The organism is Pseudomonas sp. p21, from assembly GCF_001642705.1.
Taxonomy (GTDB): domain Bacteria; phylum Pseudomonadota; class Gammaproteobacteria; order Pseudomonadales; family Pseudomonadaceae; genus Aquipseudomonas.
Genome location: NZ_LWBV01000001.1, coordinates 916,259 through 932,313 on the forward strand (window position 1 = coordinate 916,259; position 16,055 = coordinate 932,313).

The 16,055-nt window shown below is 60.4% G+C and carries 13 protein-coding genes; all 13 read left to right on the top strand.

What is annotated here, in order from left to right; all coding sequences use genetic code 11:
- Position 1 precedes the first annotated feature (1 nt).
- Entirely contained in the window at positions 2 to 1,435 is a 1,434-nt protein-coding gene (locus A4C63_RS04300; RefSeq protein ID WP_063911628.1) for a hypothetical protein, read from the top strand.
- Between the two features lie 2 nt (positions 1,436 to 1,437).
- Positions 1,438 to 2,703 carry a hypothetical protein gene (locus A4C63_RS04305; RefSeq protein ID WP_172827473.1) on the top strand — a complete coding sequence of 422 codons (1,266 nt, stop codon included), beginning with the start codon at positions 1,438 to 1,440 and terminating at the stop codon, positions 2,701 to 2,703.
- A complete protein-coding gene (locus A4C63_RS04310; protein ID WP_063911630.1) occupies positions 2,663 to 3,511 on the top strand; it encodes a hypothetical protein in 849 nt (282 codons plus the stop codon). Before A4C63_RS04305 ends, A4C63_RS04310 begins: the two co-directional genes overlap by 41 nt.
- Positions 3,508 to 4,215 (top strand): acyltransferase, encoded by a 708-nt coding sequence (locus A4C63_RS04315; protein WP_063911631.1) that lies wholly within the window; start codon positions 3,508 to 3,510, stop codon positions 4,213 to 4,215. Before A4C63_RS04310 ends, A4C63_RS04315 begins: the two co-directional genes overlap by 4 nt.
- On the top strand, positions 4,212 to 5,303 hold the full coding sequence (locus tag A4C63_RS04320) for a glycosyltransferase family 4 protein (RefSeq protein ID WP_063911632.1): 1,092 nt from the start codon (positions 4,212 to 4,214) through the stop codon (positions 5,301 to 5,303). The genes A4C63_RS04315 and A4C63_RS04320 overlap by 4 nt, the downstream gene beginning before the upstream one ends.
- On the top strand, positions 5,293 to 6,402 hold the full coding sequence (locus A4C63_RS04325; RefSeq protein WP_063911633.1) for a DUF1972 domain-containing protein: 1,110 nt from the start codon (positions 5,293 to 5,295) through the stop codon (positions 6,400 to 6,402). Before A4C63_RS04320 ends, A4C63_RS04325 begins: the two co-directional genes overlap by 11 nt.
- Complete coding sequence (locus tag A4C63_RS04330; RefSeq protein WP_063911634.1) at positions 6,402 to 7,391, top strand: SDR family oxidoreductase; 990 nt, start codon at positions 6,402 to 6,404, stop codon at positions 7,389 to 7,391. Before A4C63_RS04325 ends, A4C63_RS04330 begins: the two co-directional genes overlap by 1 nt.
- The gene (locus tag A4C63_RS04335; RefSeq protein ID WP_063911635.1) at positions 7,388 to 8,401 is read left to right on the top strand and encodes a glycosyltransferase family 4 protein; all 1,014 of its coding nucleotides are present in this window, start codon (positions 7,388 to 7,390) and stop codon (positions 8,399 to 8,401) included. Before A4C63_RS04330 ends, A4C63_RS04335 begins: the two co-directional genes overlap by 4 nt.
- A gap of 58 nt (positions 8,402 to 8,459) precedes the next feature.
- On the top strand, positions 8,460 to 10,457 hold the full coding sequence (locus A4C63_RS04340) for a nucleoside-diphosphate sugar epimerase/dehydratase (RefSeq protein ID WP_063911636.1): 1,998 nt from the start codon (positions 8,460 to 8,462) through the stop codon (positions 10,455 to 10,457).
- Positions 10,458 to 10,555: 98 nt separating this feature from the next.
- On the top strand, positions 10,556 to 11,626 hold the full coding sequence (gene rfbB, locus A4C63_RS04345) for a dTDP-glucose 4,6-dehydratase (protein ID WP_063911637.1): 1,071 nt from the start codon (positions 10,556 to 10,558) through the stop codon (positions 11,624 to 11,626).
- A complete protein-coding gene (gene rfbD, locus A4C63_RS04350) occupies positions 11,623 to 12,528 on the top strand; it encodes a dTDP-4-dehydrorhamnose reductase (protein WP_063911638.1) in 906 nt (301 codons plus the stop codon). The genes rfbB and rfbD overlap by 4 nt, the downstream gene beginning before the upstream one ends.
- The gene (rfbA, locus tag A4C63_RS04355; protein ID WP_063911639.1) at positions 12,525 to 13,406 is read left to right on the top strand and encodes a glucose-1-phosphate thymidylyltransferase RfbA; all 882 of its coding nucleotides are present in this window, start codon (positions 12,525 to 12,527) and stop codon (positions 13,404 to 13,406) included. Before rfbD ends, rfbA begins: the two co-directional genes overlap by 4 nt.
- 462 nt (positions 13,407 to 13,868) lie before the next feature.
- A complete protein-coding gene (locus A4C63_RS25280; protein ID WP_082888254.1) occupies positions 13,869 to 15,749 on the top strand; it encodes an acyltransferase family protein in 1,881 nt (626 codons plus the stop codon).
- Positions 15,750 to 16,055: the final 306 nt, after the last annotated feature.

Consider the following 16,055-nt stretch of genomic DNA (forward strand, 5'->3'; position numbering starts at 1 on the left):
AATGAAGCAAGTGGTAGAGCAGCTGCAGGCACGGATACAGAAGGCAGCGCCGGGGCCGGCTTTGATCCAGGCGCAAGTCTATGGCGCGCTGCTCTGGGCCGTGGACCTGAACATCTACGAGGCGGCCGCGCTGGAGCGCCACCTGGTGGCCAAGTGCGCCAGCCAGGTTACGCTGCCGGCTGCCAGCAGCGTATCGCGTGGCTGCCTGCATGTGGTCAGCGAACCCTATATGCAAGGCGGGCACACCCGGCTGATGGAGCGCCTGGCGCACATGCACGAGGGGCCTGTGGACCTGCTGGTGGCGCGCAGCGCCAAGCCTCAGGTGCTTGAACGCCTGGCAGGCTATTTCGCCCATATCGAGGTAGCGCGCGGCGATGACCCGTGCGCCCGCCTGCAGTCCATCGTCGACACCCTGGCCCAGTACGACAAGGTGGTGCTGCACATTCATCCGGACGACATCATCACCACCGTCGCCTGCGGCCTGCTGAAGCAGCAGCGTGGCGCTGCGCTGACGGTGTATTTCGTCAACCACGCCGACCATGTGTTCAGCTTTGGCGCGTCGGTGGCCGATGTGTATTTCGAGATCAGCGCCTACGGGCACCACCTGGACAAGAAAAAACACCTCACTTGCCAGAAGAGCTTCCTGGCAATCCCGATCGAGACCAGCGGCGCCAAAGTGCCGGATGCCGTGCCCACTCACGAGCGGATCAAGGTGTTCAGCGCTGCCTCGGCGGCCAAGTACAAGCCCCACGGCGGCCTGGACATGCGCCCGTCGATCACCGCGATTCTCGAGCGTTTCCCCAATGCCGAGTGCTGGATCATCGGCGCCAACCCCCTGACCAACACCTGGTGGTGGACAGTGAAGCTGCGCTACCCCAGGCGTTTCTTCATTCGCCGCCACCTGCCGTACAAGGACTACCTGGCCTTTGCGGAAAAAGCCGACTTCTACCTGGACAGCTACCCTATACCCGGTGGCACGGCGTTCGCCGAGCAGTTGCTCAAGGGCCGGCGTTGCGTGGGGCTGGTGGCGCCGATCCAGGGCTACTCCCCCGCAGACAGCCTGAAGGTGGCCAGCGTCGACCAGTTGCTGGCCAGTATCGAACATCCCCGCCCCAGTGCCCCGGTGGTGGAGGCGGTGCAGCGGGTCAACTCGGTGGAGGCGGTGAAAGCGCGTTATCTGGCCTGCATCGAGCGGGGCGAATTCAGTGAGAACGAACTGGCAGCCATGTTGCCGTGGACGGGCAACCTCGATTTCATGAAACCGACAGGTAAGGTCACTAGCATGATCCCTGCGGATGTCTTTGACGCCCTGTGCCGCATAGACACGAACCTGGCGCTGCGAACTCTGCTTTCCTACGCCTGGGTGCCGAGAATCAAGCTCCTGATCAAGGTCACGCTATTCCGGCTGGCCAGGCTGACCAGAGCGCGAGGGTGAGTGTGATCAGGATCTTTATCGGCGTGCTGTTCTGTCTGCTGTTCTTCAGCGACTTCGTCGTGTTGACGCTGGGGCTGGGCAGTGCGTTTGCCGGTTGGCGAGAAATGATCAGCCTGTTGATGATCACGTGGTTGCTGCTGCGGGCGCTGGCCAGCGTCACGGCGCGTGGCATGGTCAACCTCGAAGTTGGGCGTTGGTTGCTGGTCGTGCTGTTTTTCGCCTTCCTGTACCTGCTGTTCGGCGACCTGAGCGCATCGTCCGTGCGCATGTTCCGCGCACTGGCCGTGCCGGTGTTCGTCGGCATGGCGGTGGCCATCTGGGCGCAGGCGGTGTCGACCGAGAAGAAGCTGCGCCATGTGTATTGGTCGGTGCTGGCAATGAGCGTACTCACCGGCGTGTATGCGTTGTACCAGTACCTGACCATAGCCTCGGCCGAGCAGTTCTGGTACTGGCCGCTGCTTACCGCCAAAGGCTATGAACTGCAACCCTACAACTCGATGCGTGACGGGCTGCCGCGGGTTTCCGGCTTCTTTACCGGCACGCTGGAGTTTTCTGCAGTAATCCTCAACACCGCCGCCATGACCCTGGCTGTGTTGCTCAGTGGGCGCAACTGGTCGCTGATCCGGCGCCTGCTGCTGAGTGCCGCCTTCCTGCTGCTGTGCGGGCTGGTTGTGATCGGATCGGTACGCACGGCCATGATCGGCCTGGTGTGCATCTGCACGATGCTGGTGGCGGCCCGGGTACTGCGCACGGCCTGGTTGATCTCGCTGTTGGGTTATTTGCAGTTCGTTGGCCTGACCGTGGCGATTTTCGTCTACCTGTCGATGGGCTACACCCAGGACTTGTCGGCGCTGGACCGCGAGCGCCAGTGGCTGCACATGTATGAGGTGCTGAGCACGCACCCCATGGGTTATGGCTTTGGCGCGGTGGGCCCGGGCCAGCCGCACTGGTTCGATTCGTTCTGGCTCAACCTGCTGGCTACCTGTGGCTGGGTCGGCCTGTTGATCATGGCCGGGTTGATCCTTTGGTATCACAAGCTGGTGACGATCATCGTCCGGGACAGGGCCCATGCCAGCTCCTGGAAAAACGGCCTGGGCAACTTCGTGATTGCCAGCTACCCGTTCTTCCTGAGCTCGTTCTTTTTCCAGTCCTATACGAACAGTGTTGTCCTTTACATTTTCGCGATCGTGGTGATGGTGATCATTGGTGAAAACAGAAGAACAAAAGTTGAGCCTGGCAGTCCTGATCGTTCTGTATCGGAAAACTAGCCAGGACTCGATTGCCCTGCAGTCGCTGCTCGCGCAGCAGGCGCTGCTGCGTGACGAGGGTATCGACCTGCAGCTGTACGTCTGGAACAACTCCCCCGGCGTGGCGCAGCCGTGCCCGGGCGTGCGCTGGTACGAGGCGGACAACCAGCGGCTCTCGGTGGTCTACAACCAGGTGGCCGAACAGGCGTTTGCCGCTGGGGTCGACCTGTTCATGATCTCGGACGACGATACCAACTACTCGAACATCCGCCTGTCCAGCTGCCTGGCGCAGATCGGCCAGGTGCGCCGTGCGGCGGGTGGGGACCAAGTGGGTGTGTTCATGCCCCGGCTGGTCAGCCATGGGCAACTGGTCAGCCCCGGCAAGCGCTGGCTGTTCATGGGCCGCCTCACGCCCAACGTAGCTGCCGGGCTGGTGGACTCGAAAAACCTGCTGGGCATCAACAGCGGCCTGATCTTCACCCGTGAGTGCTTTCAGCGCATGACGCCGTTCTATGACGAGCGACTGCGCTTCTATGCCACCGATACCGACTTTTTCATCCGCTACGAGGGGTATTTCCCCAAGGCCTGCGTGCTGGATGTGGAGATTGCCCACGACCTGTCCGAGCACAGCGCCGATACCCCTGAGCGTGCCTTGTTCCGCTTCGAGGAAATGATCCACGGGCTGCGTATCAGCTTCCATTCCCACGGCCTGCTGGAGCGCGGCCTGCTTGACCTGTACCTGGTCTATGCGGCCATTCGCAAAGCGGTGGCTTACCGCCGTCCGGCCTTCGTCAAGGCCTTGTTTACCCAGATGAGGGCCGTGAAATGATGCATGCCTTGCTCGAAAAGCTGGTGCTGCTGGTTAAAAAGCGCCCATTGGTGGTCGACCGGCGCATCTCGTCGGGCTACCTGCTGGGGCTGTTCGTGACCAAGCTGCTGATGGCCTGCCGCGGCGTGATCCGCCTGCGCCGGCGGCGCCTGGCGTTCATTGGCTCGGGGGTAACCCTGAAGGAAGTGGGCAAGATCGAGTACGGCCCGGGGCTGGTCATCGACCAGGGCTGTTTCGTCGATGCCTTGTCCAATGACGGCATCCGCTTCGGCACCGCCGTGTCGCTTAACAAGCACATCATCATCGAGTGCACCGGCAGCCTGGCCAATATCGGCAAGGGCCTGGTGATTGGCGACAACGTCGGCCTGGGTGCCGGCTGCTTCCTGGGCTGCGCCGGCGGCATCGAGATTGGCAGTGACACCATCATCGGCAACTTCGTCAGCTTCCATTCGGAAAACCACAACTTCGAAGACCCGCTGCAACCCATCCGCCTGCAGGGCGTGAGCCGCCAGGGCATCAAGGTGGGCCGCAACTGCTGGATCGGTGCCAAGGTGACCGTGCTCGATGGCGCGGTGATCGAAGACGGCTGCGTGTTCGCAGCAGGGGCGGTGGTGGCTGCGGGCGTGTACCGCAAGAATTCGATTTATGGCGGGGTGCCGGCCAAGTTCATCAAGGCGCGCGTAGCGGAAGAAGGGGTGGCATGAAAACGTTGCACTTTGTCCATCTGCTGAATGACTACAGCGGCAGCCCCCGGGTATTGAACCAGACCATCACCGCGCTGCAGCAACATGGCGCCGACTGCACCCTGCATGTGGGCAGCAGCGGCCACGGTGTGCTCGACGAACTGCAGGTACGCACCTGCAAGTTTGCCTACAAGCGCTTCGACAACCGCTGGCTGACCTTGCTGGCGTATGCCGGCTCACAGGTGGCGCTGTTCTTCAGCCTGTTGCGTCAGGTGCGGCCGGGGTCGGTCGTGCTGGTGAACACCATGCTGCCCTTTGGCGCCGCTCTGGCCGCCCGTTTGCGCGGTGCCAAGGTGGTTTACCACGTGCACGAAACCTCAATCCGGCCTGCGCTGCTCAAGGCATTCCTGCGCCGGGTGATTGCTGGCTGTGCCAGCAAGGTGGTCTACGTGTCGAAGTACCTGCAGGTACAAGAGGGTGTGGCCGGCGTACCGGCGGTAACCGTGTACAACGGCTTGGCCGAGGGCTTCCAGCAGCAGGCGATGGCCACCCCGTACCAGCCCTTGCACGACGGCCGCTTCAATGTGCTGATGCTGGCGTCGTTGAAGGGCTACAAGGGGGTGGACGAATTCGTTGCCCTGGCCACGGCACTGGCCGCGAACCCTGTGCTGAAGTTCACCCTGGTGCTCAACGCCAGCCCTCAGGAAGTGGACGCCTATTTCGCCGGCAAGGCGCTGCCGCAAAACCTCATGCTCAGCCCGGCCAGTGCCGAGGTGGCGAAGTTCTACCGCAATGCCAGCCTGGTGCTGAACCTGTCCCATGTGGATGGCTGGGTCGAAACCTTTGGCCTGACCATTCTCGAGGCGATGGCCTTCGGCATCCCGACCATCGTGCCTCCGGTAGGCGGCCCGGTCGAACTGGTCAGCGACGGGGTAGAGGGCTACCAGATCGACTCGAAGAACCATGAACAACTGGTGCGCACCGTTGCGCGCCTGTCGCAAGACCCACAAGTGTGCCAGGCACTGTCCGAGCGCGCACGCAGGAAAGCGAGTGAGTTTTCCACCGCCAACTTCCAGAAGAATATCGTGATGGTGTTTGATGACCTATAAGATTGCAGTGATTGGTACGGTCGGTTTACCCGCTCAATATGGCGGTTGGGAAACATTGACCGAACAATTGGTGCGCAACCTGCCGGGTGACTGCGAACTCACCGTGTATTGCAGCGCGCCACACTACCCCCAGCGCCCGAAGTTTTTCGAGCGTGCCCGCCTGGTCTACCTGAACCTCAAGGCCAATGGCGTGCAAAGCATCCCATACGATGTGCTGAGCATGCTGCACGCCTACCGCAAGCATGACCTGATGCTGATTCTGGGGGTTTCCGGCTGCATTGCCCTGCCATTCATGCGCCTTCTGACCCGCAAGCCGATCGTGGTGAACATCGACGGCTATGAATGGAAGCGCGCCAAGTGGTCCAACTTTGCCCGCTGGTTCCTGAAGTTGTCCGAAGCGGTGGCCGTACGTTTTGCCCATGCGGTCATCACCGACAACAAGGTACTGCAGGAATACGTGACCGCCGAATACAACAAGCCCAGCGAACTGATTGCCTACGGTGGCGACCAGGCCCGGGCCGGTGAGCCAACCGAACAAGCCCGCCTGGCTTACCCGTTCCTTGGTGCGCCCTATGCCTTTACGGTGTGCCGCATCGAGCCGGAGAACAACATCCATGTCATTCTCGAAGCCTTCGCCGGCTCTGGCATGCCGCTGGCGATCATCGGCAACTGGAACCACAGCGAATACGGCGTGCAACTGCGCAAGCAATACGAAGGGATAAGCAACATTCACCTGCTGGACCCGATCTACGACGTGGAGCAACTGAGCCCGCTGCGCAGCAATGCCACGGTGTACCTGCATGGCCACAGTGCCGGCGGCACCAACCCCTCGCTGGTCGAAGCCATGTGGCTGGGCCTGCCGGTGGTAGCCTTCGATGTGTCGTTCAACCGCGCTACCACCGAAGACCAGGCGCTTTACTTTGCCGACAGCACTTCGCTGCGCAACCACGCCCAGGCACTGTTTGCCGATGAGGGCGCCCGTGCGCAACTGTCTGTGCGCCTGCACGAAATTGCCAACCGCCGTTACCGCTGGTCGGTGGTGGCAGACCAGTATCGCAGCGTGTTCACCCGCCTGCTGGGCCGGGCGGGGAGAGGCTGATGGCCGGGCAAGGCAACGTGCAACGGCCGAGTATCCTGATCACCGGCGGTAGCGGTTTTGTCGGCAAGGTGTTGCTGCAGCGCCTTGCTGCGGACACACGCTGGGCACCGCGCGTATTGGTGCGGCAGTCGCCCGGCCAGCGGCTGGCTGGCGTCGATTACCGGCCATTCAGCGAGCTGGCGGCGGTAGATGTGGCATCCGGGCATTTCGAGCAGGTCGACACCGTGATCCACCTGGCCTCCCGCGTGCACGTCATGCAGGAAACCGCCGCCGACCCGCTGGCCGAGTTCCGCCGGGTAAACGTGGAAGGCACCCTGAGCCTGGCCCGGGCCGCTGCACAGGCCGGCGTGCGGCGCTTCATTTTTGTAAGCTCGGTAAAGGTGAACGGTGAAACCACCGACGGCCGCCGGCCCTTCACCGCCGACGAGGCCCCTGCGCCTTCGGACCCGTACGGCATCTCCAAGCGCGAGGCCGAAGACGGCCTGCGCCAACTGGCGGTTGAAACCGGGCTGGAAGTGGTGATCGTGCGCCCGGTGCTGGTGTATGGCCCGGGCGTGAAAGCCAACTTCCGCAGCATGATGAACTGGCTGAGCAAAGGCGTGCCGCTGCCGTTTGGTGCCATCCACAACCAACGCAGCCTGGTGGCGCTGGACAACCTGGTGGACCTGCTGGTGACCTGCATCGACCACCCGGCCGCCGCCAACCAGACCTTTCTGGCCAGCGATGGCCACGACCTGTCCACCACCGAACTGCTGCAACGGCTGGGCAAGGCGCTGGGCAAGCCAGCCAGATTGCTGCCTGTGCCCGCCGCCTGGTTGAAGGGCGCGGCCACCTTGGCCGGCAAGGGTGGGCTGGCCCAGCGCCTGTGCGGTTCGCTGCAGGTAGACATTGGCAAAACCCGTGAACTGCTGGGCTGGCAGCCCCCGCTGGATGTCGACCAGGCACTGCGGGCCACGGCACTCAACTTTTTGAAAGAGCAAGACAAATGACGGCATGGTGGCTTATTCCCCTGGTCGCGGGGGCATCCCTGCTTTTGACTGCAGCGCTGCGGCGCTACGCCCTGAACAAGCAGATCATCGACGTGCCCAACGCGCGCAGTTCGCACACCGTGCCCACTCCACGGGGTGGCGGTGTGGCCATTGTGCTGAGCTTTCTGGGCTGCCTGCCGCTACTGGGCCTAGCCGGTGCGGTGCCGCTGCCGGCGCTGGTCGCCATCGGCGGGGCAGGGGCACTGATTGCGGTAATCGGCTTCATGGACGACCACGGCCACATCGCCGCCCGCTGGCGCCTGCTCGGCCACTTCGCCGCAGCCGCCTGGATGCTTTACTGGCTGGGCGGCCTGGCGCCGCTGCAGGTGTTCGGCTTTACCCTGGACTTGCAGTGGTTCGGCTACATCCTGGCCGCGCTCTACTGTGTGTGGATGCTCAACCTGTATAACTTCATGGACGGCATCGACGGCATCGCCAGCGTCGAAGCGGTGACTGCCTGCCTGGGCATGGTGCTGCTCTCGGCCCTGGCCGGTGCGCCGCAACTGATGGCGTTGCCACTGTTGCTGGCTGCGGCCACGTTCGGCTTCCTGTGCTGGAACTTCCCGCCAGCCAGGATCTTCATGGGTGACGCCGGCAGCGGCTTTCTTGGCATCGTGCTGGCTGGCCTGTCGCTGCAGGCGGCCTGGGCGGCGCCACAGCTGTTCTGGTGCTGGCTGATTCTGCTGGGCGTGTTCGTGGTCGACGCCACCTTCACCCTGATCCGCCGCCTGCTGCGCGGTGACAAGGTGTATGAAGCGCACCGCAGCCACGCCTACCAGTTCGCCTCGCGTCACTACGGCAAGCACCTGCCGGTGACTCTGGCGGTGGCCGCGCTCAACCTGTTCTGGCTGCTGCCGATAGCCCTGTGCGTGCTGTTGCTTGGTCTGGACGGCGTGTGGGGCGTGATCATCGCCTACTTGCCATTGGCATTTCTGGCCGTGCGCTGGCGCGCCGGCGAACTCGAACACTAGCTAGAGTGATAGAAAGAAGACGCCAGACATGTCACTTTGTAAAGCTCTCAGAGGTTCTATGGATAAGCTGCGCTCAAGACTGCTTGGACTACCTCGGCGCCACAAGCGGGCGATCCAGGTAGCGACTGATGTCATTCTGGTCTGGTTTGCGCTGTGGCTGGCGTTTGTCGTGCGCCTGGGTATCGATGACCTGGCCAACCCTGTCCGTGACCACACCTGGCTGTTCATCACGGCACCGATCATCTCGATTCCGCTGTTTATCCGCTTTGGCCTGTACCGGGCGGTGATGCGCTACTTCGGCAACGATGCACTGATCGCCATCATCAAGGCCGTGACCCTGTCGGCGCTGATCCTCGGCTTCATCATCTACTGGGCCAGCAACCACCAGAACGTGGTGCCGCGCTCGATCACCTTCAACTACTGGTGGCTGAGCCTGATCATGGTCGGCGGCCTGCGCCTGGCCATGCGCCAGTACTTCCTCGGTGACTGGTTTGCCACTGCCGTGCAGCACGTGCCTTTTGCCAACCGCGATGACGGCCTGCCACGGGTGGCCATCTATGGTGCCGGCTCGGCCGGTAACCAGCTGGTGGCGGCGCTGCGCATGGGCAAGGCCATGCGCCCGGTCGCCTTCATCGACGACGATGCCAGCATCACCGACCGGGTGATTGCCGGGCTGCAGGTGTACCAGCCGGAACAGCTGCAACGCATGATCGACGACACTGGTGCCGAAGAAATCCTGCTGGCGTTACCCTCGGTCAGCCGCAGCCGCCGCCGCGAAATCCTCAACCTGCTGGAGGGCTACCCGCTGCACGTGCGCAGTGTGCCCGGCTTCATGGACCTGGCCAGCGGCCGGGTCAAGGTGGACGACATCCAGGAAGTGGACATTGCCGACCTGCTGGGCCGCGACGCGGTGCCGGCGCAAGGCGACCTGCTGCAACACTGCATCATCGACCAAACGGTGATGGTGACCGGTGCCGGCGGCTCGATCGGCTCCGAACTGTGCCGCCAGATCCTTGGGCAGGCGCCGCGCACCCTGCTGTTGTTCGAACACAGCGAATTCAACCTGTACACCATTGCCGGCGAACTGGAACAGCGCATTATCCGTGAAGGCCTGGCCGTGCAGTTGATCCCCATCCTCGGCTCGGTACGCGACCAGGCCAAGATGCTAGATGTGATGCGCGCCTGGCAGGTGGACACCGTGTACCACGCCGCAGCCTACAAGCACGTGCCGATTGTCGAGCACAACATTGCCGAAGGCCTGTCGAACAACGTGTTCGGCACCCTGTACACCGCCCAGGCGGCGCTGCAGGCCGGCGTTGCCAACTTCGTGCTGATTTCCACCGACAAGGCCGTGCGCCCGACCAACGTGATGGGCAGTACCAAGCGCCTGGCCGAAATGGTGCTGCAGGCCCTTAGCCGCGAGGTGGCGCCGGTATTGATGGGTGACACCGGCAATGTCTCGCAGGTGAACAAGACCCGCTTCACCATGGTGCGCTTCGGCAACGTGCTGGGCTCGTCGGGCTCGGTCATTCCGCTGTTCCACAAGCAGATCAAGGCCGGTGGGCCGCTGACCGTGACCCACCCGAAAATCACCCGCTACTTCATGACCATCCCCGAGGCCGCGCAACTGGTGATCCAGGCCGGCTCCATGGGGCAGGGCGGTGATGTGTTCGTGCTGGACATGGGCGAGCCGGTGAAGATTGTGGAGTTGGCGGAAAAGATGATTCACCTGTCCGGCTTCAGCATCCGCTCCGAGCGCAACCCGCTGGGCGATATCGCCATCAATTTCACCGGCCTGCGCCCGGGCGAGAAGTTGTACGAAGAGTTGCTGATCGGCGACAACGTGATTGCCACGCGCCACCCCATGATCATGAGCGCCCACGAGGACTACCTGCCCTGGGAGGTGCTGAAGCAGCGCCTTGACGCCCTGCGCGCGGCGACTGCGGAGGATGACTTTGCCACCGTGCGCCAGCTGCTGCGCGACACCGTAAGTGGCTACGTGCCAGGTGGGGATATTGTGGATTGGCTATACCAGCGCCGGCGCATGGAGCCCTGAACGCTGCCCCATAACAACAGGCGTTGCCGGCGGTGCAACGCCCACATGAACTTCAAGCGTTGTGAAGTTTGAACGCGGGAATTGGGAAGAACTGAACGATGACTATTCTGGTAACTGGTGGTGCGGGCTTCATTGGCGCGAACTTCGTGCTGGACTGGCTGGCTGGCAATGAGGAGCCCGTGGTCAACCTCGACAAACTCACCTACGCAGGCAACTTGCAAACCCTGAGCAGCCTGCAGGGCGACAAGCGCCATATCTTCGTACACGGCGATATCGGCGACTCCGAACTGGTTGACCGTCTGCTCAAGGAGCACCAGCCGCGCGCGATCGTCAACTTTGCTGCCGAGTCCCACGTGGACCGCTCGATCCACGGCCCGGAAGACTTCATCGAAACCAACATCGTCGGCACCTTCCGCCTGCTGGAAGCCGTGCGCGCCTACTGGGGCGGCCTGGACGAACAGGCGCGCCAGGCGTTCCGCTTCCTGCATGTCTCCACCGACGAAGTGTACGGCTCGCTGGCCGCCGACGAACCGGCCTTCACCGAAACCCACCAGTACCAGCCCAACAGCCCGTATTCGGCCAGCAAGGCCGCCAGCGACCATCTGGTGCGCTCGTATCACCATACCTACGGCCTGCCGGTGCTGACCACCAACTGCTCGAACAACTACGGCCCGTACCACTTCCCGGAAAAGCTCATCCCGCTGATGATCGTCAACGCGCTGGCCGGCAAGCCGCTGCCGGTGTACGGCGATGGCCAGCAGATTCGCGACTGGCTGTACGTCAAGGACCACTGCAGCGCCATCCGCCGCGTGCTGGAAGCCGGTAAAACCGGCGAGGTGTACAACGTGGGCGGCTGGAACGAAAAGCCCAACCTGGAGATCGTCAACCGCGTGTGTGCCTTGCTGGACGAACTGCGCCCCCGCGCCGACGGCAAGCCCTACGCCGAACAGATCACCTACGTGACCGACCGCCCCGGCCATGACCGCCGCTACGCCATTGACGCCCGCAAGCTCGAGCGCGAACTGGGCTGGAAGCCTGCCGAAACCTTCGAAACCGGCATACGCAAGACCGTGGCCTGGTACCTCGACAACCAGGAGTGGGTGCAGAACGTACAGTCCGGCAGCTACCGCGACTGGGTCGAGAAAAACTACGCAGGGCGCTCGGCATGAAGATTCTGCTACTGGGCAAGGACGGCCAGGTAGGCTGGGAACTGCAACGCAGCCTGGCCCCGTTGGGCCAGGTGCTGGCGTTGAATTCCCGCAGCCAGGCACACTGCGGCGACCTGGCCAACCTGTCGGGCCTGGCCGAAACCGTGCGTGCCTACACCCCCGATGTAATCGTCAACGCCGCCGCCTACACCGCCGTGGACAAGGCGGAAAGCGACCGCGAGCAAGCCTTCAAGGTAAACGCCGACGCTGTCGGCGTGCTGGCCCGTGCTGCTGCCGATTGCGGGGCACTGCTGGTGCATTACTCCACCGACTACGTGTTCCCGGGGCAGGGCACCCAGGCCTGGCGCGAAGACGACGCCGTCGGCCCGCTGAATGCCTATGGCGAAAGCAAGCTGGCCGGCGAACAGGCCATCCAGGCTGCCGGTTGCCGGCACCTGATCTTCCGCACCTGCTGGGTGTATGCCGCACGCGGCAACAACTTCGCCAAGACCATGCTGCGCCTGGCTGCGGAACGCGACAGCCTGGGTGTGATCGACGACCAGCACGGCGCCCCGACCGGTGCCGAACTGATCGCCGACATCACCGCCCACGCCATCACCGCCACCCGCCGCGACCCGGCCTTGGCCGGGCTGTACCACCTGGCGGCGGCCGGCGAAACCACCTGGTGCGGCTACGCCCGTTACGTGCTGGAGCAGGCAGAGGCCCTGGGTGTGCCCTTGAAAGCCCATGCCGAGCAGGTCAACCCGTTGACCACCGATGCCTACCCGACCCCGGCGAAGCGGCCGGCCAATTCGCGTCTGGACACCCATAAACTGCAGAAAGCCTTTGCCCTGACCCTGCCAGACTGGCGCCTGGGTGTGGCTCGCATGCTTACGGAAATACACGAGAAAGGATCACTATGAAGCGTAAAGGCATCATTCTGGCAGGCGGGTCGGGTACCCGCCTGCATCCGGCGACCCTGGCAATTTCCAAGCAGCTGCTGCCGGTGTACGACAAACCGATGATCTATTACCCGCTGACCACCCTGATGCTGGCGGGTATCCAGGACATCCTGATCATTTCCACCCCGCAAGACACCCCCCGTTTCGAGCAACTGTTGGGTGACGGCCACCAGTGGGGCATCAACATCAGCTACGCCGTGCAGGCCTCGCCAGACGGCCTGGCACAGGCCTTCCTGATTGGTGAAGACTTCATCGGCAACGACCTGTCGGCGCTGGTGCTCGGCGACAACATTTATTACGGCCACGACTTCCAGCAATTGCTGCGCAACGCCATGGGGCGCGGCGAAGGTGCCAGCGTGTTCGCCTACCACGTGCACGACCCCGAGCGTTACGGCGTGGTGGAGTTCGATGACCAGGGCAAGGCGATCAGCCTGGAAGAAAAACCGGCGAAGCCGAAGTCCAGCTATGCCGTCACCGGGTTGTACTTCTACGACAAGGATGTGGTCGAGATTGCCAAAGGCATCAAGCCGTCTGCGCGGGGCGAGCTGGAGATTACCGATCTGAACCGGGTGTACCTGGAGCAGAACCGCTTGTCGGTGGAGATCATGGGGCGCGGGTATGCATGGCTGGATACCGGGACGCATGATTCGTTGCTGGAGGCTAGCGGGTATATCGCGACCATCGAACGCCGGCAAGGGTTGAAGGTGGCTTGCCCGGAAGAGGTGGCGTACAGGCAGGGGTGGATTGGGGCGGAGCAGTTGTTGAAGCTGGCTGAGCCGTTGGCCAAGAATGGGTATGGGCAGTATTTGAAGCGGTTGGTGCAAGATAAGGTTTATTGAAACAGGCCTTGAGCCTTATCTATGTGACTATGGGAAATTGACGATGAAGTATGAGCTGCATATTCGCCTTCATCATCTGCTCTTTGTCTGATGCAATTCAGGATCACGCTTGGTTTCCTTGTTCTTGGTCGAACTGGACGCCCTGAATTGGGGTAGTGCAGTTCGATCAACACAACCAGCCCGCTCCAAGGCTCAATCTGTCTCACTTCGGCTAAAAGCGCTCGTGGTGGGTCTGCTTGCGTTTACCGGTGTACTGAAACCTGGAAAGCTCATCTGTACCCACGACTGCGAGACGACAGCGCGGATCGCGGCGACTCGGAGTGCGAAATTGGCTTGCACCGCCTTGGACAGGTAGCCAATTTGGAATCAGGCTTCGAGCGTAGGATGCGGTGTTACGGTAATATGGCTCCAGGCACGCAGCAGCAAACAGTCTGAAATCAAAGAACAATATAGAGATTTTTAATGGTCCATGGCACTAAACTAAGGAATGATATTCAGGCCCTTCGGGCAGTTGCCGTTCTTGGTGTGATATTGTTTCACTTTAATAAAAATTGGCTTCCAGGCGGATTCATTGGTGTAGATGTTTTTTTCGTGATTTCAGGGTTTTTAATAACTCATATTGTTGTGCAAAAGAAAGAAATTGGTGCGTTTTCTTTTTTCGGCTTTTATATTAGTAGGGTTTGCAGGATATTTCCGGCGTATTTTACGTTGTTGATTGTTGTCTCTTTATGTATGGCTTTGCTGCTTATACCGCTAGATTTTGAGTTGTTTAAGGATAGTGCTATTTCGGCGCTTTACTTTAATGGTAATGCGTTCTTCGCATCGCAAAATGATTATTTTGCACCTGCTGGTTACGAACTGCCGTTACTCCACACATGGTCGCTTGCCGTAGAAATGCAGTTTTATTTGCTGCTTCCCTTGGGCTTGGTGTTCGTGCCGAGTCGGCTCTTAATGCCGACTATGCTGGCAGTAATTGTATTATTTGTCGCTTTTTCGGAGTATCGCCTTCGGCAGGGGCATCAACAGGAAATGTATTTTTCGCTGTTAGCAAGAGTTCCCGAGTTTCTGATCGGTGGAGTGGCTGCGGCGTGGTCAATTCGGCGAAGCATCTCGCAGGTATCATCAACCGTATTTGCATGTTTAGGGGTGGTTCTGCTTTGTTGTAGTTTTTTCTTTATTACGGAGAATCACAGCTTTCCCGGCCTAATGGCTCTACCCGCATGCATCGGGACAGCTTTGATCCTGATCAGCCCGAAGAGTTCGTTCAATAAGGCAGTTTCATGTCGGCCTCTAATCTTTTTGGGGGCGCTTTCGTATTCCCTATACCTCTGGCATTGGCCTATTCTGGCGTCCATTCGCTACTATTCGGGTACTTATGAGCTGCAGGGGGGGAGCGCACTGGTATTTGTTGCGCTGACGTTGGGTAGCGCATACCTGTCCTACCGGTTTGTAGAATCACCTTTCCGGGGTAGGTTATCTATTAAGCCAGTTATAGCCCGTTTGGTTGGGTTGGGGGCAGTTACCGTCTCAGCTATCCTTCTGGCGGGTATCGTAAATCCAAGGCTGGTTGAACCTCTGCAGTCGGATTTGACCCGATATGCTGATAGTGCAGTAATCTGCCATGGGAAAATTGTAGGTGATTGCGTTCTGGGGGACCGCGAAGCCAGCCGCACAATAATGATGCTTGGTGATAGTCACGCCGCACAGTTGAACGCCTTTGCTGATGTGGTTGGTAAGGCACTTCATGCCAAAATAAGAGTTATCACGGCAAGTGGCTGTGTAAACATCCCTGGTTTTGACGTTAGTCGAATCGCGGAGTGGGCGCGTATGGCTTGTCTTAATCAAATTGCTGAAGCAGAGAAATTTGTGCCTCAGGCTGATGGATTGATTCTTGCTGGAATGTGGCAGCTTCATTCATCCAGCGAAAATTTTATGAGGCAGTTGGATGGCTTTATTTCAAGAGCCGCTGAGAGAAAGCAACAAGTGCTCGTTCTTGCTCAAGTACCCATGCTTTCGTCAAATCCGCAGCGGATCTATCGTGCCAATAGTATTGGCCTGCGTCTTCCGGTCTCTGTGAATTCAGAGTGGGCTGGCGCTAATGCGAAAGTCAAGAGACTCGTTTCAAAATATTCTAATGTGACGTTCCTGGACTTGACAGATAATCCATTTTTTTCCGATGCGCCGCTGCAAGATCATACATTGATCTATCAGGATACTAATCATTTAAATAAGGTCGGATCGCAGCGATATGGCGTGATGGCAGTCCCATTTCTGGAAGACTTCATGACCCGCGTAGACGTATCAAAGGAGGCTACTGCCGATTTTGCATCGACGCCGCGGTAAACCGGTGTTGGGGAACGAAAGCACATAGGATGAGTCGGGTGTCCGGTCCTTGGTGCCCAAGTGACCGGAATGGCCGTAAGCGTACCATGATCTCCATGTTCGCTGCGCTTACCTATAAGCACTTGAACAAACGCTGTCTTCTCTACAAAGCCAAACGACAGATCGGTAAGGTCCATCTCGGCCAGGAAAGGCTGATAGTGGGTCTGCTTGCGCTTACCGGCGTACTCGAAATCGGAAAGCTCATTGGGCTCATGGGCAAGGCTTGTGCGGGGCTGGTTGAACGGGGGCTATTTCAGCACAGGTCGG

What these genes read in the sequence shown, in the direction of transcription:
- A4C63_RS04300 (WP_063911628.1), top strand. Translation starts at nt 2, where the DNA reads ATGAAGCAAGTGGTAGAGCAGCTGCAGGCACGGATACAGAAGGCAGCG.
- A4C63_RS04315 (WP_063911631.1), top strand. Translation starts at nt 3,508, where the DNA reads ATGATGCATGCCTTGCTCGAAAAGCTGGTGCTGCTGGTTAAAAAGCGC.
- A4C63_RS04320 (WP_063911632.1), top strand. Translation starts at nt 4,212, where the DNA reads ATGAAAACGTTGCACTTTGTCCATCTGCTGAATGACTACAGCGGCAGC.
- A4C63_RS04325 (WP_063911633.1), top strand. Translation starts at nt 5,293, where the DNA reads ATGACCTATAAGATTGCAGTGATTGGTACGGTCGGTTTACCCGCTCAA.
- A4C63_RS04330 (WP_063911634.1), top strand. Translation starts at nt 6,402, where the DNA reads ATGGCCGGGCAAGGCAACGTGCAACGGCCGAGTATCCTGATCACCGGC.
- A4C63_RS04335 (WP_063911635.1), top strand. Translation starts at nt 7,388, where the DNA reads ATGACGGCATGGTGGCTTATTCCCCTGGTCGCGGGGGCATCCCTGCTT.
- A4C63_RS04340 (WP_063911636.1), top strand. Translation starts at nt 8,460, where the DNA reads ATGGATAAGCTGCGCTCAAGACTGCTTGGACTACCTCGGCGCCACAAG.
- rfbB (WP_063911637.1), top strand. Translation starts at nt 10,556, where the DNA reads ATGACTATTCTGGTAACTGGTGGTGCGGGCTTCATTGGCGCGAACTTC.
- rfbD (WP_063911638.1), top strand. Translation starts at nt 11,623, where the DNA reads ATGAAGATTCTGCTACTGGGCAAGGACGGCCAGGTAGGCTGGGAACTG.
- rfbA (WP_063911639.1), top strand. Translation starts at nt 12,525, where the DNA reads ATGAAGCGTAAAGGCATCATTCTGGCAGGCGGGTCGGGTACCCGCCTG.
- A4C63_RS25280 (WP_082888254.1), top strand. Translation starts at nt 13,869, where the DNA reads ATGGTCCATGGCACTAAACTAAGGAATGATATTCAGGCCCTTCGGGCA.